The 19,236-nt window shown below is 65.7% G+C and carries 13 protein-coding genes and 2 riboswitches; of the genes, 4 read left to right on the top strand and 9 right to left on the bottom strand.

Annotated features, from left to right (window positions below; genetic code table 11):
* Positions 1-12 precede the first annotated feature (12 nt).
* The 5 genes from AB4118_RS21280 to AB4118_RS21260 all read right to left on the bottom strand — a co-directional run bounded on the left by AB4118_RS21280 (position 13) and on the right by AB4118_RS21260 (position 7,569).
* Entirely contained in the window at positions 13-780 is a 768-nt protein-coding gene (locus AB4118_RS21280) for an ABC transporter ATP-binding protein (protein ID WP_441491620.1), read from the bottom strand.
* Complete coding sequence (locus AB4118_RS21275) at positions 777-1,745, bottom strand: FecCD family ABC transporter permease (RefSeq protein ID WP_441491742.1); 969 nt, start codon at positions 1,743-1,745, stop codon at positions 777-779. Before AB4118_RS21275 ends, AB4118_RS21280 begins: the two co-directional genes overlap by 4 nt.
* A gap of 65 nt (positions 1,746-1,810) precedes the next feature.
* Positions 1,811-2,839 carry an ABC transporter substrate-binding protein gene (locus AB4118_RS21270; protein ID WP_441491741.1) on the bottom strand — a complete coding sequence of 343 codons (1,029 nt, stop codon included), beginning with the start codon at positions 2,837-2,839 and terminating at the stop codon, positions 1,811-1,813.
* 276 nt (positions 2,840-3,115) lie between these two features.
* Positions 3,116-3,325: riboswitch (cobalamin riboswitch) on the bottom strand.
* A gap of 90 nt (positions 3,326-3,415) precedes the next feature.
* On the bottom strand, positions 3,416-4,543 hold the full coding sequence (locus AB4118_RS21265; RefSeq protein ID WP_441491619.1) for a ribonucleotide-diphosphate reductase subunit beta: 1,128 nt from the start codon (positions 4,541-4,543) through the stop codon (positions 3,416-3,418).
* Positions 4,544-4,662: 119 nt separating this feature from the next.
* Complete coding sequence (locus AB4118_RS21260) at positions 4,663-7,569, bottom strand: ribonucleoside-diphosphate reductase subunit alpha (RefSeq protein WP_441491618.1); 2,907 nt, start codon at positions 7,567-7,569, stop codon at positions 4,663-4,665.
* A 118-nt stretch (positions 7,570-7,687) separates the two neighbouring features.
* Positions 7,688-7,889, bottom strand: a riboswitch (cobalamin riboswitch).
* Positions 7,890-8,072: 183 nt separating this feature from the next.
* Here AB4118_RS21260 and cobF point away from each other — a divergent pair.
* The 4 genes from cobF (at position 8,073) to AB4118_RS21240 (ending at position 13,917) form a co-directional block, all read left to right on the top strand.
* Positions 8,073-8,834, top strand: coding sequence for a precorrin-6A synthase (deacetylating) (gene cobF, locus AB4118_RS21255; protein ID WP_441491617.1), 762 nt, complete (start codon positions 8,073-8,075; stop codon positions 8,832-8,834).
* 421 nt (positions 8,835-9,255) lie between these two features.
* Positions 9,256-10,764, top strand: a complete 1,509-nt coding sequence (locus AB4118_RS21250; RefSeq protein WP_441491616.1) for an efflux transporter outer membrane subunit — start codon at positions 9,256-9,258, stop codon at positions 10,762-10,764.
* On the top strand, positions 10,761-11,957 hold the full coding sequence (locus tag AB4118_RS21245; RefSeq protein ID WP_441491615.1) for an efflux RND transporter periplasmic adaptor subunit: 1,197 nt from the start codon (positions 10,761-10,763) through the stop codon (positions 11,955-11,957). The genes AB4118_RS21250 and AB4118_RS21245 overlap by 4 nt, the downstream gene beginning before the upstream one ends.
* A 4-nt stretch (positions 11,958-11,961) precedes the next feature.
* A complete protein-coding gene (locus AB4118_RS21240; RefSeq protein ID WP_441491614.1) occupies positions 11,962-13,917 on the top strand; it encodes a MacB family efflux pump subunit in 1,956 nt (651 codons plus the stop codon).
* A gap of 5 nt (positions 13,918-13,922) precedes the next feature.
* Here the strand turns inward: AB4118_RS21240 and AB4118_RS21235 are convergent, their stop codons facing one another.
* The 4 genes from AB4118_RS21235 to AB4118_RS21220 all read right to left on the bottom strand — a co-directional run bounded on the left by AB4118_RS21235 (position 13,923) and on the right by AB4118_RS21220 (position 19,214).
* The gene (locus tag AB4118_RS21235; RefSeq protein WP_441491613.1) at positions 13,923-15,779 is read right to left on the bottom strand and encodes an ABC transporter ATP-binding protein; all 1,857 of its coding nucleotides are present in this window, start codon (positions 15,777-15,779) and stop codon (positions 13,923-13,925) included.
* 66 nt (positions 15,780-15,845) lie between these two features.
* Positions 15,846-17,582 (bottom strand): ABC transporter ATP-binding protein/permease, encoded by a 1,737-nt coding sequence (locus AB4118_RS21230; RefSeq protein ID WP_441491612.1) that lies wholly within the window; start codon positions 17,580-17,582, stop codon positions 15,846-15,848.
* The gene (locus tag AB4118_RS21225) at positions 17,579-18,472 is read right to left on the bottom strand and encodes a ChaN family lipoprotein (RefSeq protein WP_441491611.1); all 894 of its coding nucleotides are present in this window, start codon (positions 18,470-18,472) and stop codon (positions 17,579-17,581) included. The genes AB4118_RS21230 and AB4118_RS21225 overlap by 4 nt, the downstream gene beginning before the upstream one ends.
* Positions 18,465-19,214 carry a hypothetical protein gene (locus tag AB4118_RS21220; RefSeq protein ID WP_441491610.1) on the bottom strand — a complete coding sequence of 250 codons (750 nt, stop codon included), beginning with the start codon at positions 19,212-19,214 and terminating at the stop codon, positions 18,465-18,467. Before AB4118_RS21220 ends, AB4118_RS21225 begins: the two co-directional genes overlap by 8 nt.
* Between the last annotated feature and the right edge of the window lie 22 nt (positions 19,215-19,236).

Here is a 19,236-nt window from a genome sequence, read left to right as displayed (position 1 = left end):
GGCTTTCCCGCCTCAAAAGGGTTCGATCAGATACTCGATATGCCTTCGGCCCGATGCGGCGCGGCGGATGGAGACCGCGACACCGAAGACATGCTGGATCAGCGCTTCGGTCATCACGGTTTCCGGCGTCCCGGCATCGACCAGCTTGCCCTCATGCAGCACGGCGATCTCGTCGCAGAAAAGCGATGCCAGGTTGAGATCATGCAAGGCCATGATGCAGGTGATACCCAGGCGCCTGATCAGGGTCAGGATCGAGAGTTGGTGCTGGATATCGAGATGGTTGGTCGGCTCGTCGAGGATAAGTTCACTCGGCATTTGCGCGAGTGCGCGCGCGATGTGGACGCGCTGGCGCTCTCCGCCCGATAGCGTATGCCAGAACTGGTCATGTCGATCGGCCATATCGACGCGTGCCAGCGCGGCCTCGACCGCGTCTTCGTCGGCCGCTGTCCAGGACGCGAGTGCGCCGCGATGCGGGGTCCGTCCGAGTCTGACGACGTCGCACACAGAGAGCTGGATTTCAGTCGTCGCCTGCTGCTCGACAAAGGCCAGGCGCCGGGCGAGGTCGTGCCGCGACAAGGTGCCGATCTCGCGGTCGTCCAGCGTCACCACGCCGCTTGCGACCTTGCGCAGGCGGCACAGCAGCCTCAACAGGCTCGACTTTCCCGAACCGTTGGGGCCGATGAGACCGAGGATCTTTCCCGGTTCGGCGTGCAGCGTCACGCCGTCCACGATCACGCGCCCTCCGGCGCTCCAACGGACGTCGCGCGCGGCCAGCGTCATGCCGGTCGCCTCGCGCGATAGAGTATGAAGGCGAAAGCCGGGGCGCCGAACAGCGCCGTCACGACGCCGATCGGCAGAATCTGCTGCGGCACCAGCGTCCGCGACAGGATGTCGGCAAGAATCATGAAGATTGCACCGATGATCAGGCATGCCGGGAGCAGCCGGGCATGGGCTGGGCCCGTCAGGAAGCGCGCGGCGTGGGGTATGACGAGACCGACGAACCCGATCGTGCCGACGATACTGACCATGGTCGCTGTCATCACAGCCGTCGTCACGAACAGCACGATGCGCACGCGGGTCACCGCCACGCCCAACGCGGCCGCGGCATCCGCGCCGAAGGCGAACGCATCGAGCGCCTTCGTATGAAAGATGCAGACAGCGAAGCCCGCGAAGGCCACTGGCGTAGCGAGCCAGACATCGGGCCAGCGCACCCCCCCGAAATTACCGAGAAGCCAGAACATCACGCCGCGGGCCTGTTCGGCACTGGCCAGCGTGGTGACGATCGTCGCGGTCGCCGCATTGAACAGCTGCGATCCGGCGACGCCTGCGAGGATCACGCGGTCGGTCGCGCCACCGGCCCCTGCGGCGAGCAAGGCAACGATGACGAGCGCAGCAATGGCGCCGAGGAAGGCACCGCCAGATATGCTGAGCGCAGCACCGCCGAAGCCCAGGATCATCACCGCGACCGCACCCGTCGAGGCTCCGGCCGAGATACCGAGGATATAGGGCTCTGCGAGCGGATTGCGCAGCAGCGCCTGCAGGATTGCGCCCGAAAGCGCGAGCGCTCCTCCGCAGAGGGCCGCCACCACAGCCCGGCTCAACCGGTAGTCGAAGATGACGCCCTGCTGGATCGCGCTCACGGGGTAGTCGAGATCGAACAACCCGTTGCCCAGGGCCCTGAAGACCGTGGCAAGCGGGATCGACATTTCGCCGATTGTCACGGCGAGCGCGATCGCGAGTATCATCACGACGAAGGCGAGGATCGCTACTGCGCCCCTCGCCAACCAGTTGGGCCGAACCACTCCATGGCTCACTTGGTGAGGCCGAAGCTCTTGATGCCGTTGGCCAGCGCCTCGATGCCGTCGATCGTATCAAGCCCGGCCCTGGTCGCGCCGACATCCATGATCACGATCCGCTGCTGCCGGCTGGCGTCGAGCTTGCTCGCAACCGCGTCGGTCTTGAGGAAGTCGAGCTTGAGATTGATGTCATCTGCTGGGAAACGCCGGCGATCCATCTTGACCACGACGATGACGGCAGGGTTGGCGGAAGCGACGGTCTCCCAACCAACCAGCGGCCATTCCTCGTTGGTGGTGATGACGTTCCGGGCGCCGAGCTTCGACAGGATATAGGCAGGCACGCCATTCTTGCCGGCCAGGAAGGCGTCGCCCTTGATGTCCTTGCTGGAGAACCAGACCACGACGGGGACATCCTGCGGCTTGATACCGGCCACAGAAGCGACCGCCTTGTCCTCGCGGGCCTTCAATTCGGCGACCAGCGCCTCGGCGCGATCGGAGACGTCGAAGATCTGCCCGAACTCGCGAATATTGCGGTAGACGAGATCCATCGTGAACATCTGCGTGCGGACGCCGTCGCCCGGCCCGGAATTGTCCTTTCCGACGCAGTCGGTGGGCGAGACATAGGTCGGCACCTTCAGCTTCGCAAACTGGTCGCGCTTGCCGACGATGCCGTTGGGGCCGATATGCCATTCGAACATCGCAGTCACGAGGTCGGGTTCCTGGGCGACGACGGCCTCGAAACTCGGATCGTTGTCGGCAAGCCGCTTCACCTTGGCGTTGACCGCCTCATAGGGCTTCGCGACAGGGCTGAACCACACGGCTGTGCCCACGACCTTGTCGCCGAGCCCGAGCGCGTAGAGGATCTCGGTCTGCGTCTGTCCGACCGCCACGACGCGCTTTGGCGCCTGGTTGAACGTTATCGTCTCCCGGCAATTCTCCAGCGTCAGCGGATACTGCGTCGGCGCGGCCAAGGCCGCTCCGGACATCGACATGCCGATGGCTGCGACGAACGAAAGGCAAGAAAGGCGTGCGGCGCTGCGCATTGAAGTCTCCGATAGCGTCGAGCGGCGGCATGCGTCGCGAGGCTCGGGGGCCTCGCACGGCCGATCCTGTAATGCAACAATATTACAATTTTGATAGACTGCTCGACGAGTCTGCGTCAAGCGCTCTGCCGCGGCTGCGACCGCGTGGTTCGGCATCATGGACATGGAATTCATCGCTCCCCGAGATGACGAGCCGGGAGCTTGAGCGGATCGGTTCGGGGGTGCGGGTCTACGACCTGCCGCCGACGCAAATCCCCCCGGACACCCCGCCCGAAAGACGCTTCTGCGATCAGGGCAGGTCTCCTGGCTCGCGGGTCAGCGCTGGCTTCGCCCGGCCTTCCCGGCGTGAGAGCGCCAGTGGACGTTGGGAGAAGAGCTCGCCGCTTACAGTTGCGGGGGCAGCCTCGGATTCGGCGCAGGGCGCCTCACCGAATTCCCTCTTAGCTTCGGGCCTGGACCCGAGGAACCTTGATCGCGGCCGACCATAGAGGGGCCCAAGGCGGCGTCAAGCCGCAGGCACCGACCACACCGCCTGCTGATGGAGCCCTGCAGCGAGACGGCTCCATCCTTCTCGGCTCACTCCCAGCTCAGGGCGCCGCCGTTCTGGTATTCGATGACGCGGGTCTCGAAGAAGTTCTTCTCCTTCTTCAGGTCCATCGCCTCGCTCATCCAGGGGAACGGGTTTTCCGTTTCCGCGAAGACCGGCGCGAGGCCGAGCTGCGCGCAACGGCGGTTGGCGATGAAATGCATGTACTGCTCGCAGAGCGCAGCATTCAGGCCGAGGAAGCCGCGCGGCATGGTGTCCCGGCCATAGGCGGCCTCGAGTTCGGCAGCGTCGCGGATCATGCCGCGCAGCTCGTCCTGGAAGGCCTTGGTCCAGAGATGCGGGTTCTCGATCTTGATCTGGTTGATCACGTCGATGCCGAAATTCAGGTGAATGCTCTCGTCGCGCAGGATGTACTGGTACTGCTCGGCGATGCCGACCATCTTGTTGCGTCGGCCGAGCGACAGGATCTGGGCGAAGCCGGTATAGAACCACATGCCCTCGAAGATCACGTAGAAGGCGACGAGGTCGCGCAGGAAGGCCTGATCGGCCTCGGGCGTGCCGGTCTCGAAATCGGGATCGTCGAGATGCTGGGTGTGCTTCAGGGCCCAGGCCGCTTTGTCGGTGATCGAGGGCACCTCGCGATACATGTTGAAGAGTTCGCCCTCGTCGAGGCCGAGACTCTCGACGATGTACTGGAAGGTGTGGGTGTGCACCGCCTCCTCGAAAGCCTGGCGCAGCAGGTACTGCCGGCATTCCGGATTGGTGAGATGACGGTAGATCGCGAGCACGATGTTGTTGGCGACGAGGCTTTCCGAGGCCGCGAAGAAGCCGAGATTGCGCTTGATCGTGCGGCGCTCGTCCTCGGTCAGCCCGTCCTTCGACTTCCACAGAGCGATATCGGCCTGCATCGAGACCTCTGTCGGCATCCAGTGATTGTTGCAGCCGGCGAGGTATTTCTCCCAGGCCCATTTGTACTTGAGCGGCAGGAGCTGGTTCACATCGGCGCGGCAGTTGATCATCCGCTTCTCGTCGACGCTGACGCGGCCGCCGGAGCGATCGATCTCGCCGAGGCCGGTGGCATCGGCAGAGGTTCCGCCGGGCGCGGCCGGATTGAGATCGAGGGCGGTGGCAGGCTTGCTGTCTGACCAGTCGAGCATGATGAATATCCAATCGGGTCTGAATGTCATGGCCGGGTCTGCCCCGGCCGTCCGTATCGTTCGCTATCGGGCAGGGCCGGGCATCCATCGCGAAGGCGAGCGTGGATGCCGCCGCTGCCTCACTGGCAGGCTTCGCAGGTCGGATCGTCGATCGAGCAGGCGTTCGGCACGGCCATGCCATTGTCGAGCGGGATGTCGACGAGGATCGGCTTGGACGCGACGGGGACCGTTGCCGACACCGCGTTGAGCTTGCCGTCAGTGCCCTTCAGCGTCGACTTCTCGACATGGGTCGCCGAGAGCGCGCGCAGGTAATAGGTCGTCTTCAGGCCGAGCCGCCAGGCGAGGCGATAGGCCTCGTCGAGCTTCCTGCCGGAAGGCTGCGCCATGTAGAGATTGAGCGACTGGCCCTGGTCGATCCATTTCTGACGGCGTGCGGCGGCGCGGATCAGCCAGCTTGTCTCGATCTCGAAGGAGGTTGCGTAGAGCGCCTTGAGATCGTCGGGGACGCGGTCGATCTGACTGACCTTTCCGTCGTAGTATTTCAGGTCCGAGACCATGACCTCGTCCCAGAGATCGCGCGCCTTGAGATCGCGGACGAGGTCGGCATTCACGACCGTGAAGTCGCCCGACATGTTCGCCTTGACGTAGAGCTGGCTATAGGACGGCTCGATCGACTGCGAGACACCGACGATGTTGGAGATCGTTGCGGTAGGGGCGATCGCCATGCAGTTCGAGTTGCGCATGCCGGTGGTCTTCACCCGCTCGCGCAGGCTGTCCCAGTCCAGCGTCGTCGAACGATCGAGCTCGACATCGCCGTCGCGGGCCTCCGAGAGGATGTCGAGCGAGTCGATCGGCAGGATGCCCTTCGACCAGAGCGAGCCTTCGAAGCTCGGGTAGCGACCGCGCTCGGCGGCAAGATCGACCGAGGCCGAGATCGCAAACCAGCTGATCGCCTCCATCGAGGTGTCGGCGAAGGCTACGGCACCCTCGGACGCCGCGGGCAGGCGCAAGGTCTGCAGCGCATCCTGGAAGCCCATGATGCCGAGGCCGACCGGGCGGTGGCGCAGGTTCGAGCGGCGTGCCTCGGGGATCGTGTAGAAATTGATGTCGATGACGTTGTCGAGCATCCGCATCGCGGTCGCGACCGTCTTGCCGAGCCTGGCCCGGTCGAGCCCGCCCGCCGTCACATGGGCTGCCAGGTTGATCGAGCCCAGATTGCAGACGGCGACCTCGTCGGCCGAGGTGTTCAGCGTGATCTCGGTGCACAGGTTCGAGGAATGCACCACGCCGGCATGCTGCTGCGGCGAGCGCAGGTTGCAGGCATCCTTGAAGGTCATCCAGGGATGGCCGGTTTCGAACAGCATGGTCAGCATCTTGCGCCAGAGATCGAGCGCGTTGAGGCGCTTGAACACCTTGATCTCGCCGCGCTCGGCCTTGGCTTCACAGGCCTCATAGGCCGCCTTGAACGGCTTGCCGTAGAGATCGTGAAGGTCGGGCGTCTCGTCGGGCGAGAACAGCGTCCACTGGCCTCCGGCGGCGACGCGCTGCATGAACAGGTCGGGGATCCAGTTCGCCGTGTTCATGTCATGGGTACGGCGGCGGTCGTCGCCGGTGTTCTTGCGCAGATCGAGGAACTCCTCGATGTCGACATGCCAGGTTTCGAGATAGGCGCAGACCGCGCCCTTGCGCTTGCCACCCTGGTTGACGGCGATCGCGGTGTCGTTGGCGACCTTCAGGAACGGCACGATGCCCTGGCTCTCGCCATTGGTGCCCTTGATATGAGCGCTAAGGCCACGCACAGGCGTCCAGTCATTGCCCAGCCCGCCGGAATATTTGGCCAGCAGGGCGTTGTCCTTCACCGCTTTGAAGATGCCGTCGAGATCGTCCGGCACCGTGGTCAGGAAGCAGGAGGAGAGCTGCGGCCTGAGGGTTCCTGCGTTGAACAGGGTCGGCGTCGAGGCCATGAAGTCGAAGGAGGAGAGCAGGTCGTAGAAGGCGATCGCCCGGGCCTCGCGGTCGATCTCGCGGATCGCCAAACCCATCGCGACACGCATGAAGAAGGCCTGCGGCAGCTCGAAGCGATTGCCTCGGACATGCAGGAAATAGCGGTCATAGAGCGTCTGGAAGCCGAGATAATCGAACTGGAGGTCGCGCTCCGGCTTGAGCGCAGCCGCAAGGCGGGCGAGATCGAAGCGTCCAAGCTCGGGATCGAGCAGCTCGTTGGCGATGCCGGTCTTCACATAGGCGTGGAGATAGTCGCCGTAACGTACTGACATTTCTGCCTGAGTCGCCTGTTCCGGACGACCGGAGACGAAGCTCAGCGCCTCGCGGCGGAGCTTGTCGAGCAGGAGGCGAGCCGAGACCTTGGAATAGTTCGGCTCGGTCTCGACCAGGGTGCGCGCAGCCAGGATCGGCGCCTGCGCCAGCTCATCCTGACTGATGCCGTCATAGAGGTTGCGCTGCGCTTCGCTCAGCACGGCTTCAGCCGAGACGCCGTCGAGCCCGGCGCAGGCTTCGCGAATGACCGTGGCGAGGCGAGCCCCATCGAGCGGCACGAGCGCGCCGTCGGCTGCCTTCATGCGCAGCACCGGCGCGGAGGCGACCACAGGCTTCGCTTCCGCCTTGGCGCGGGCCCGTTCCTGGGCTCGTTCCTCGCGGTAGAGCACATAGGCGCGGGCGACCTTGTGGTGTTCGCTGCGCATCAGCGCGAGTTCGACCTGATCCTGCACATCCTCGATATGGAAGGTACGGCCGGCATCGGCGCGCCGCGTCAGCCCGGCGACGATCTGCTGGGTCAACTCCGCGACGATGTCGTGGATTCGGCGCGAGGCAGCGGCGCTGCTGCCCTCGACCGCCAGAAAGGCCTTGGTCAGAGCGACGCTGATCTTGGAGGCGTCGAACGGGGTGACGCTGCCGTTGCGGCGGATCACCTGGTAGCCCGGTTCCGCGGTCGATCGCGCATCGCTGCCTTGCGATGCGATCGGGCTGAACGTCTCAGGGCGGATGGTATCGGTCGCGAGGGACATCGGCTTTCAAACCCCAATCTGTAGGGGGCAAAGGCCAGGCGGAGTCGCAACGGAGAATGTCGCAGCGACGAGCGCCCGCAGACATGACCAAGCGATCCACCGGGACACCCCGCCCGAGGACGATTCTGCTGTCGCGGCAGGTCTCCTGGCTCGCGGGTCATCGCTCTTGTCCCGTCTTCCCAAGGCCTGGCGGCCTCAGTGACTGATAGTCTGGACAAGTACTCGCCGCTGACAGTTGCGGGGGCAGCGCCGGTTTCGCACCGGCTTCCCTCTTAGCTCTCGATCTTGCGACTCGAGAGACCGTGACCACCATATCTAGTGGCTATCGCGACAATTCTGTCAACAGCTTGCCACGGCCTATTCGTTGGCCTGTGAAGAGCGGGGAGTGGTCGAACTATGCGGCGATCGGCCTCGAGGGCGTCATGGCGCAGCTGCTCGCGCTGTCGCCCCACGTGCTATGGCTGCCGAACGGTGGGCCATCTGAGCCCCGACATGGAGGCCGAATGCGCAAGATCCTGATCATCGGAATTGGTGCCGGCAATCCCGACTATGTCACGGTCCAGGCGATCAACGCCCTCAACCAGGCCGACGTCTTCTTCATTCCCGACAAGGGGACAGACAAGGCCGAGCTCGGACGGCTGCGGAAGGACATCTGCGAGCGCTTCATCGAAGGATCGGATTATCGCCTGGTTCCGGTGCCGATCCCGGAGCGTGCCCCCGCCGGAACGAATTACCGTGGCAGCGTCGACGAGTGGCATGCGCGTATTGCCCATGACTACGAGGGCCTGTTCACGGAAGAACTCGGGGACGGTGAATGCGGAGCCTTCCTCGTCTGGGGTGATCCGACGCTCTATGACAGCACGCTGCGGATCGTCGAGCATATTCGCGCCAGGGGCTTCGCTCTCGAATACGATGTGATCCCGGGCATCAGCAGCGTGCAGGCCCTTGCGGCGCGACACCGGGTCGCCCTCAACCGGATTGGCGAGCCCGTGCTGATCACCACGGGACGCAAACTCGCGGAAGGCTTTCCCAATAACCTCGATAGAGTGGTCGTCATGCTCGACGGGGACCAGGCCTTCAAGAGTGTCGCGGGTGAAGATCTCGATATCTATTGGGGCGCCTATCTCGGCACCAAGGACGAGATTCTGATCGCCGGAAAGCTCTCGGAGGTGATGGGCGATATCGAGCGCATCCGGCGCGAAGCGCGAGAGGAAAAGGGCTGGATCATGGATACCTATCTGCTTCGGAGACGCGACGAGGACTGAACGGCGCAATGCGCGCATGACGACAAAAGGGTCCTTATGTCTTCGATTGGCCCCCGTCGGGTGGATTGCTCCATCGTGTCACTGTCGCGGTTCGCCGGGTTGTTTGCCCGGAGCGAAGAAGGAGAGCCATTGCGCCGGACCACCCGATGGCCGATCTCAGCCGTCGAGAGCGCGGCGGATGGTATCGCGGCCGCGCTGGCTGCCGGATCAGCCCGAGTTGGTCCTGGCTCAGACGTCGACGAACCGCTTTCGCGGGGCTGGCGCCTTGCAATTCGCGAGGCCGCTTTGTAGGCGTTCAAGATAGCCAGAGATCGGCACTTCGCGGGGTCTTCGTCTTTGGAATCATTCTGAAATACGGCGCCTATGACCGCCGATCTGCGCTCTTTCCGCCTGGAATGGAAAGGTCGCCAATGCGGCGGACATGGACGGGATGCACTCTCGCGACAGGCTGATATCGGATTGGACGAGGCTGCTCGCGCTGCCTGTTCTGCTCTGCCTTGGCGCCTGCTCGGTCGGCCCCGACTACGTCGCGCCGACGCAGGATCTGCCCACCCAATGGAATGGCGCCGCTTCGGCTGCGCGGCCTCCCGCTCGGTCGGAGTGGTGGCGGCAATTCAAGGATCCTGTGCTGGATGGGCTCGTGACCGAAGCGGTTGCAGGCAATCTCGATGTCGCCCAGGCGAAGGCGCGGATTCGCGAAGCGCGAGCGAGCCGGGTCCAGGCGATCGCGCCGCTGTTTCCTCAGGTCAATGGTTCAGCATCGGCAACGCGTTCGCGTTACGCCACAAGCTCCGATTCAGGGGGCGGCAACGGCATGAGCAACAGCTTCCGCGCGGGCTTCGACACCTCCTGGGAGCTCGACATCTTCGGCGGGCGCGACCGCGCCGTCGAAGCCGCGACCTATGGCGTCGATGCCGCCGACGATGATCTCGACGGAGTACTGCTGACGCTCATTGGGGATGTCGCTTCGGCTGTCATCGAGGCGCGCGGCTACCAGGCGCGCATTGTGCTTGCCAAGCGGACGGTCGAAACCCAGCGGGCGACCGAGGCACTGACGCGGGTCCGCTTCCAGGCCGGCGATGTCTCGGCGGTCGATACGGCGAGGGCGGTGGCGCAGGTCGCGAGCACCGAGGCGCAGATTCCGGCCCTTGAAACCGCGCTGTCGCAGACCCAGCACCGTATCGCGGTGCTGGTTGGCCGCCCGCCATCCGCCATGGGCTCGCGCTTGACCGGCGCTGCGAAGGTGCCGGCGACGCCCGCGCCACCGCAAGCCGGCGTCCCGGCGGACGTGCTGCGCAACCGGCCGGATGTCCGGCGGGCCGAGCGCAGTCTCGCCCAGGCAACGGCACGGATCGGCCAGGCCGAGGCGGTTCGCTACCCTTCCGTGAGCCTGACCGGCAATATCTCGACCTCGGCGCTGAAGCTCGGCGACCTCGCGAAGAACAGCGCGATCGGCTGGTCGATCGGCCCATCGCTGAGCGTGCCGATCTTCAATGGGGGCGAACTCGCGGCCGCGGTCGATGTGGCGCGCGCCCGGCGCGACCAGTCGGATGCGGCGCTTCGGCTCGCTGTGCTGAGCGCCCTGCAGGATGTCGAGGACGCACTGGTTGGATTGCGGCAGGAGCGACTGCGGCTGGCCAGCCTGTCGACGGCGGCTGCGGCTTCCGGTCAGGCGGCGCAGCTGTCCCAGGCGCTCTACCAGTCGGGCGGCGCCAGCTTCCTCGACGTGCTCGATGCGCAGCGCTCGCAGTATAGCTCCGAGGATTCGCGGATTCAGAGCCAGATCGCGCTGGCGACCCGGTTCATCGCCCTCAACAAGGCGCTTGGCGGTGGCTGGCTCCGGCCAGTCGACGTGTCCCGCCCGCGCGTCGAGGATCCGCCGCAGGGGCCCCGCCTGCGTGCTGTCTCCCTGGAGGTCCCAAGCCCATGACGTCGCGCCGTGCCTTGATGCTGCTGCTTGTCCTGGGCATGCTGGGGGCGGGTGGCTATGCCCTGCGCTCGCAGCAGGCGCCGCAGCCGGCCGCGATTCAACTGCCGACGGTCGCCGCCACGATGGGCGATGTCGAAGAGGTCGTGCTGGCCAGCGGCGCGCTGGAGCCGATCCGGCAGGTGAGCGTCGGCGCGCAGGTCTCCGGCCGGCTGATCTCGCTCAAGGTGGCCCTGGGCCAGAACGTGAGCGAGGGCGACCTGATCGCCGAGATCGATGGCGTCACCCAGCAGAATGAACTGCGCTCGGCCGAGGCCGAGCTCGCCGTGCTGCAGGCGCAGCGCGAGGAGCGCCTCGCCAGCCTCGCCTATGCCGAATCCGTGCTTGCCCGTCAGAAGCAGATGCTCGGCCAGAACGCGGTCTCCCGCGACAATTACGAATCGGCCGAGATGACGGTGCGCACGACCCGCGCCCAGATTGCGGCGCTCGACGCCCAGATCATTTCCGGCGGCGTCAAGGTCGAGACCGCCCGCGCCAAGCTCGGCTATACCCGCATCACAGCTCCGGCGGCGGGCACCGCACTGGCCATCGTGACGCAGGAAGGCCAGACGGTGAACGCGGCGCAATCCGCGCCGACCATCATCGTGCTTGGCGACGTGTCGACCATGACGGTCAAGGCCAAGATCTCGGAAGCAGACGTGCTCAGGGTCAAGGCCGGCCAAGAGGCCCTGTTCAGCGTTCTCGGCGCGCCCGATCGGCGCTTCCCTGGCAGGATCGCCTTTGTCGAACCGGCGCCTGATACGCTGAAGACGCAGAATACGAGCAGCGCCTCGGCCTCTTCGGGCACGAACGCCTCCTCGACCTCCTCGGCGATCTACTACAACGCGCTGTTCGAGGTGCCCAACTCCGACGGAAGGCTGCTGACCTCGATGACGGTCCAGGTAACGGTGGTCGTCGGGCGGGTGCAGGGCGTCGTCACCGTGCCGTCCACGGCGATCAGGCGCCGGGGCGGAGAGCCCTGGCTCGATGTCGTCGGTGACGATGGCAAGCCCGCGCCGCGCAAAGTCACGGTTGGGCTCGACAACAAGATCGTCGCGGAAATCTCTTCCGGGCTGAAAGCGGGCGAGCGTGTCGTCATCGCACACACGGGCTCCCCCGCAGCGGCCCGCCGCATGCGTGGCCCGCTCGGGTTCTGACCGCATGGGCGTGCCGCTGATCAGGCTGAGCGGGGTCCGGCGCGATTTCGGCGCAGGCGAAGCGGCGATTGCGGCGCTCGACGGGGCCGAGTTGACCATCGAGGCCGGCGAGATGGTTGCGATCGTCGGACCGTCGGGCTCGGGCAAATCCACCCTGATGAACATCATCGGCTGCCTCGACCGGCCGACCGGCGGTGTCTACGAGATCGACGGCCGCCCGACGCGCGATCTCGGGCCGGACGAATTGGCACGGCTGCGGCGCGAGTATTTCGGCTTCGTCTTCCAGCGCTATCATCTGCTGTCGGAACTGACCGCACTCGCCAATGTCGAGGTGCCGGCGATCTACGCAGGGGTTGCCGCCGAGCCGCGGCGCAATCGGGCAGCCGCCTTGCTCGACCGGCTCGGCCTCGGTACCCGCAAGACCCATCGCCCGGCCGAGATGTCGGGCGGCCAGCAGCAGCGGGTTTCGATCGCGCGGGCCCTGATGAACGGGGCCCGCGTCATCCTTGCCGACGAGCCGACCGGCGCACTCGACCGCAAGAGCGGCGAGGAGATGCTGACCCTGCTCGAGGAACTCGGCCGCGAGGGCCACACGATCATTCTTGTCACTCATGACATGAACGTCGCGGCCCGAGCCGACCGCATCATCGAGCTTAGCGACGGCCGGATCATCTCCGATCGGAGGACCCGCCCGGCGCTCGTTTCCACGGCGAACCCGGTGCTGGACGTGCCGCGGGGGGGCTCGTGGCGGGCCGCGTTCGGCCGGCTGCGCGAGGCCTTCGGCATGGCCATCCTGTCGATGCGCGCCCATAAGCTGCGCTCCGCGCTGACCATGCTCGGCATCGTCATCGGCATCGCCTCTGTCGTCAGCGTGGTGGCGCTGGGGGAGGGCTCGCGCCAGCAGGTTCTCGCCAATATCGCCGGGCTCGGCACCAACACGCTCGAGATCTATCCCGGAGCCACCATCGGCGACCGCCGCTCGGGCCAGATCAAGACCCTGACGGTCGCCGATGCCCATATCCTCGCGAGCCAGCCCTATGCCGAAGGCGTCACACCGACCGTGTCGACGAATGCCACGCTGCGTTTCGGCTCCGCCGAGGCATCGGGATTGGTCATGGGCGTCGGCGAGCAGTATTTCGCGGTCACGGGCGGCGTCTTGGCCCAGGGCCGGCTCTTCGACGCGGTCGACGTCCGACGCCTCTCGCAGGATGTGGTTATCGACGAGAACACGGTCAGTGCCCTGTTCGCGCGGACCGGCCAGGACCCGATCGGCAGCGTCATCCTGATCGGCTCCGTCCCTGCCCGCGTGATCGGAGTGATGCGGCCCCAGCAGAGCGGCTTCGGCGCCAGCCTGAACCCTCAGGTCTACCTGCCCTACACCACCGTCCAGGGCCGTTTCCTCGGGGATCTCTCGCTGCGCAGCATCATCCTGCGCGTCAATGACGACACACCGATGGAGTCGGCGCAGAGCGCCGTCACCGAGCTGTTGACGCATCGCCACCGCGCCGAGGATTTCTTTATCCGGAACAATGACGCAATCCGTCAGGCGATCACCAGCAACAACGCGACCTTCGCGCTGCTGATCGCCTCGATCGCCGTGATCTCCCTGCTCGTCGGCGGCATCGGCGTGATGAATATCATGCTGGTCTCGGTGATCGAGCGCACCGGCGAGATCGGCCTGCGCATGGCCGTGGGCGCGCGCCGCGGCGACATCCTCCAGCAGTTCCTGATCGAGGCCTCTCTGGTCTGCTTCATCGGGGGCGTGCTCGGTATCGCTCTGGCGCTCTCCATCGGCTGGGGATTCGCGCTCTCCGGCTCGCCGGTTCGCTTCATCTACTCGGCCGAGGCCTTCGCCGCAGCGATTGCCTGCTCGACGCTGATCGGTGTCGGCTTCGGCTTCCTGCCGGCGCGCAATGCCGCGGGCCTGGACCCGGTCGAGGCCCTGGCCCGAGGCGCCTGAGGCTCTTACTGGAAGCCTGCGGCCTGCAACGCGAACAGCTCGGCGTAGCGCCCGTGCAGCGCGATGAGCTCCTCATGGCTGCCGCTTTCGAGGATGGCGCCGTTCTCCAGCACGAGGATGCGGTCGGCCATCCGGACGGTGGCGAAGCGATGCGAGATCAGCAATGCGGTCTTCGCCTCGCTCAGATTGCGGAAGCGTTCGAAGATCTCCGCTTCGGCGCGGGCATCCAGCGCAGCGGTCGGCTCATCGAGAACCAGGATGGTTGCGTCGCGAAAATAGGCTCTGGCAATCGCGATCTTCTGCCATTCGCCCCCGGAGAGATCGAGCCCCCGCGCAAAGACGCGGCCCAGCATCTGCTCGTAGCCCTCCGGCAGCGTCTCGATCAGCGGATGGGCGAGGCTCTTCTGCGCGGCGTCGATGACCCGCGGCCGATCGCTGAGGCAGCCGACGCGCCCAATGCCGATATTCTCTGCGGCGGTCATGTGATAGCGCACGAAATCCTGGAAAATGGCGCCGATCTGGTGCTGCAGGTCGGCGATGTCGATATCGCGGATGTCGATGCCGTCAACGAGGATGCGGCCCTCGTCCGGCTCGTAGAGTCTGGTCAGCAGTTTGACGATCGTGGTCTTGCCGGCGCCGTTTTCACCGACGAGGGCGAGTGTCTCGCCGACGGGAATGGAGAAACTGAGATCGCGCAGCGCCCAGGCATCCTTGCCGGGATAACGGAATCCGACCTTGTCGAAGACGATACCCTGCCGCATCGGCACCGGAAATGGTCGTGGGCTCGACGGGGCGACCATCGTCGAGCGGAGGTCCATGAACGAGAAGAAATCGTCGAGATACTGGGTCTGCGACGTGATCTGGGTCAGGCCGAGGATCAGCCGCTCGAACAGGCCGTTCAGCCGCAGCAACGAGCCGGCGAGAAAGGTGAGATCGCCGATGCCGAGTTCACCCTTCAGGGCGCGCCAGGCGATGACGGCATAGGCAGCGTAATAAGCCAACGAGGCGATTGCCCCAAACAGACTGCCCCAGAGCGTGCGCCGAGCCGCGAGATCGCGATTGCCACGATGGACCTTGTCGGCGAGTTCGGCAAAGCGGCCCGCCAGGTAGGCGCCGAGCCCGAACAGCTTCATCTCCTTGGCGGATTCGGCCGCTGAACCGACGATCTGGATGTAATCCATTTGCCGGCGCTCGGACGTGACCGAGACGTTCAGCCCATAACCCTTTGCATTGAAATGCGCTTCACCGGCGAGCGTCGGCAGGAGTGCGAGCAACAGCAGAATGATCAGCAGGGGCGCATAGGAGAACAGGCCGATGACAAACAGGATGAGCGTGACGAAATCCTGAGCCTGGCTCAGCAGGGAGGTCAGCAGCTGGTTACTCGTGAAGCGCTGGGTGCGGGCCCGTTGCAGCCTGTCCTGCGCAGAGCTGGTCTCGATGTCGCGCAGATCCAGGCTCGCAACCTGCTTGATGAGCGCCACGCCGAGCGCATTATCATGCCGCTCGGTCAGGACCCTCTCCACGAAGGCTCCGATGCGCGCGAGCGCGTTTGCGGTGGCGACGAGCAGGAATTCGAGCACAAGCCAGCCGGCGACCGCGCTCAGGCGCCCGCTGTCCACCCAGTCCGCCAGCGTCGGTCCAGGAGCTGGCGAGGCGGTCTGGAGCATGATCTCGTCGACGATCAGCTTGCCAATGAAGAGCACGAGCGGCGGCTGAGCCGCGCGCAGCAGGCGCAAGACGATGATCGTGGCCGACAGCGCGGGACTCGTCTGCCAGAACGAGCGCAGCAGCCGCGGCAGCAGGGCCAAGGTCCGGAAACGCTGGCGCAGCGCTGGCCCAGCCGAGAACGAGGCGGCGGTCATCTGACGATCTCTGATGGAGCCGCAACGATCGGACCGCAGCAGCAAGGATGGCAGCTTGGGGACATACTAAGCCTCTGCAAGCTCGCCGCGGCGCTCGTCAGAGGCTCCGGCACAAGAGCCGTCGCGTCTCGACAGGTGGATTGCGCGATAGTCGTCCAGGCCCAAGGGCGGCCGGTGCGCGATCAGGATGAAAGTCGCCAGCGGCAAGTCCTGGCGCAAGGTCGCGAGCAGATCGCGTTCGGCTGCCGGGTCGAGCGCACTGGTCGCCTCGTCGAGCACGATCCAGTCCGGCTTCTGGAGATGGATGCGGGCAAGAGCCAGGCGCTGGCGCTCGCCGCCGGACAGGCCGCGGCGCGCGTCGTTCCAGGTCGGCTCGTCGATTTCCCACAACTGGGCCATGCCGACGGCCCCCAGGGCTCGCTCATAGTCCTCGGCCCGATGGGTCTCAGGGGAGGCGGGATAGGCCAATGCTCCCCGCAGCCCGCCGAGGGGCAGGTAGGGCTGCTGCGGCAGGAAGACCATTTTGGCATCCGGCCGTTCGATTTGCCCCGCGCCATGCCGCCACAACCCGGCAAGGGCCTTCACCAGGGCACTCTTGCCATGCCCGGAGGGCGCTGAAATCCAATACGTCCCGCCTGCTTCAAGCCTGATCTCGGGGAGGGGCTCGAGGGCGCGGCCGTCGGGGACGCGAAGGGCGACATCCTGCAGCAGGATCCGGTTCTTCTGTCCCGTGACGAGCGCTGGCCGCGGCGCGTCCACATTGTCCTCGGCAGCCCCAAGGAAATGACTCAGGCGGCTGGCCGATGCCGCGAGTTCGGCAAGATCGCGATAGGAAAAGATGAACCAGGAAAGCGTGGTCACGACGTTCTGGAAGGCCGAGCCGATCTGCATCAAACCGCCGAAGGTGACGCGCCCGGCCAGGAAGGCCGGCAACGCCAGGAAGAGCGGGATGCGCAGGACCGTCTGCATATAGGGCCTGGTGAAGCAGCCGAGGATCAACTCGCGATTGGCGAGGCCGCGCCAATTCTGGATGATCGCGCCGAAGCGGTCCGCGAGCAGGCGCCGTTCGGCCGCCTCGCCATTCGCCAGAGCGACGGCCTCGACATGCTCGCGCAGCCGCGTCAGTGCGAAGCGGAAATCGGCCTCGCGGCGCTGCTGCTCGAAGGCGAGGGATTTCAATGGCTTGCCGAGCCAATGCGTCAGGCCGCTCGAGATCGCGACGTAGAGCGGCGCAGCCCAGACCATGTAGCGCGGGATCTCGACCGCGACGCCTCCAACCGTGAAGGCGAGGGCAAAGGTCGAGAGCGACCACAGGATCGCGAAGAAGGAGACCAGCGCGACGATGTTGGTGATGAGCTCGATCGCCTCGCCGGTGAGCTTGTCGACAAAGATGCGGCAGTCTTCGGCGATGCGCTGGTCCGGGTTGTCGAGGCCGTTATCCGTGCGGTCGCGCAGATGCCAATAGGCCTTGTTGGAGAGCCAGCGGTCGAGCGCGGCTTCGGTCAGCGAGCGACGCCAGCGGATCTGAAGCATCTTGCGCAGGTAGCTGCCACTCAGGAACAGGCTCACGCTGATGGCGATCAGCCCGAAGAACACCGCGATCTGGCGCAGTGTCGCATCGACATCGAGCTTCTGCAGCGCGTTGTAGAAATCCGCCGTCCAGGCGATCAGGCGGACAGAAACCTGGACCCCGGCCAAGCCGAGCCCGAGCACGAGCGCGAAATAGACCAATCCGGCCCGCCCGCCCGGCCCGCTGATGCAGAGCCGGGTCAACAGCGCGATCTGCGAGATGATCCTGGTCACGAAGAGGCCCTGGGCGAACTGCGTCGCGGCGAGGGCGGCTCCGGCGTGTCGAGCCTGAAGATCGCGTCGCCAATGCCCTTCAGGCTTTCCTGGTCATGGCAGGCACGGTCGGTCGGCAGCAGCACAGCCAGATCATCGATGCCGAGATCGCGGAGCTGATAGGGCGTGCCATGGCCGTATTCGAGATGGCCGCGCCCGATGATACCGATGACGAGCGGGTTGTCTTGTGCCTTTGCCAGATGATCGGCGATGCCGCAGGCGAAGGCGCGATCCCAGGTCTGCTGGGCTCGAATGAAGCGATCGAAGCGGTCCGGCTCCATGGCGCGTGGGCGATCTGGCCCGGCGAAACCGCTCATGATTCCGGCGAGATAGCGCCGGTACCCCTCCGTCGCGGGGGCAGCCGGCGTCACGCCATCGCGCTCTTCGATGGGAATCGCATCCCAACCGACCTGGCCGACACGCGTGACCAGCGGCCGATGGCAGTTGAGCGCGAGCATCGGCACGCGCTGCTGTCGGCAGAAATGGAAGAGCGGCAGGTAGAGCTCGGGATCGAAACCCCAGACCTGTGCCCATTCCGACCGCTCCAGGAAGGTCGCGGTGTCCATCTCGCCCTCGACCCAGGCGTCGAGCACCGGCTGGAGCCGACGTGGGAACATCTCGAAACCGACCGCCATCTGCGGCCGCAGCGTATGCAGGAACGCCGTGACATGGAGCTGCCAGCGATGGATCTCAGCGATGTCATGACTCTCGCCGAGCAGCACGACGCGCTTCTGCGCCATCGTCCGCATCAGATCGTACTGGGCAATGGCCTCGCCGGTCTCGGGCAAGAGCCAGGTCGCGCGCCGATGAGCCAGGGACACGGATCCGGCGGTGAGGGAGGGCTCAGCCATGGGGATTGCCGAGCGGAACGCCGTCGAAGGCCGCGGCCGGGCCGCGCAGCACGAGGCCGAACGGCTGGCCGTCGGAATCATGCGCTGCAAGCTCGACCTCCGAGCCGGCGACCTGCCGCAGCCAGCTTGCGACCGCACCAGCGCGCAAGTGAAGGTGGAAGTCGCCCTGCATGATGTTGACGAAGCCCATGGCCGGCTTCGGCTCTGGCAGCGCACCTCCCCAATGCTGGGCCAGGCCCGGTTTCGTGAAATCGATCGAGATCGGCACGCCATTGCGCAGGATCGCGGCGAAGGTCGCGGCACCGAGATCATCCTCGGGCACATCAGGCGATCCGCCGCCGGCAGCGCTCTCGCGCTCGACCGGCTCCAGGGCCTCACCGGCGCCGAATGGGGCAAGCGCCTTGTCGAAGAGCTCCAACCCGTCGAGCCCGATCAGGCTGAACAACACCTCGCCGGCGGCGTCCTGGCACTCGAGCCTGGGCAGCACCCGGTCGCGCATCTTGCTGGTGCGGTCCGCGACCAGCCGGGTCACGACCGCAAGATCGAGCGTGCTGTCGTGGAACTCGCCTGCGAGGCGCGCCCTGGTCCCGTCGATCGAGACGGTGCCGACCACGCCCATGCGCTCATGCGTCGCGCCGCCGGAGCGTGCGCTCAGCATGATGCGGCCCATGGCGGGCAGGCTTGCCAGGATTTCGGCCGAGGGTTGCTTCAGCAGTTCGCGGGGATGTGTGGTGCTTGTCATAAGGGGCTCCAAGGAAAGGATG

It is taken from the genome of Allobosea sp. 2RAB26 (genome assembly GCF_052115465.1).
Classification (GTDB): domain Bacteria; phylum Pseudomonadota; class Alphaproteobacteria; order Rhizobiales; family Beijerinckiaceae; genus Allobosea.
Note: the sequence above shows the minus strand (reverse complement) of the source record. Positions and strands in the feature narration are given on the sequence as shown.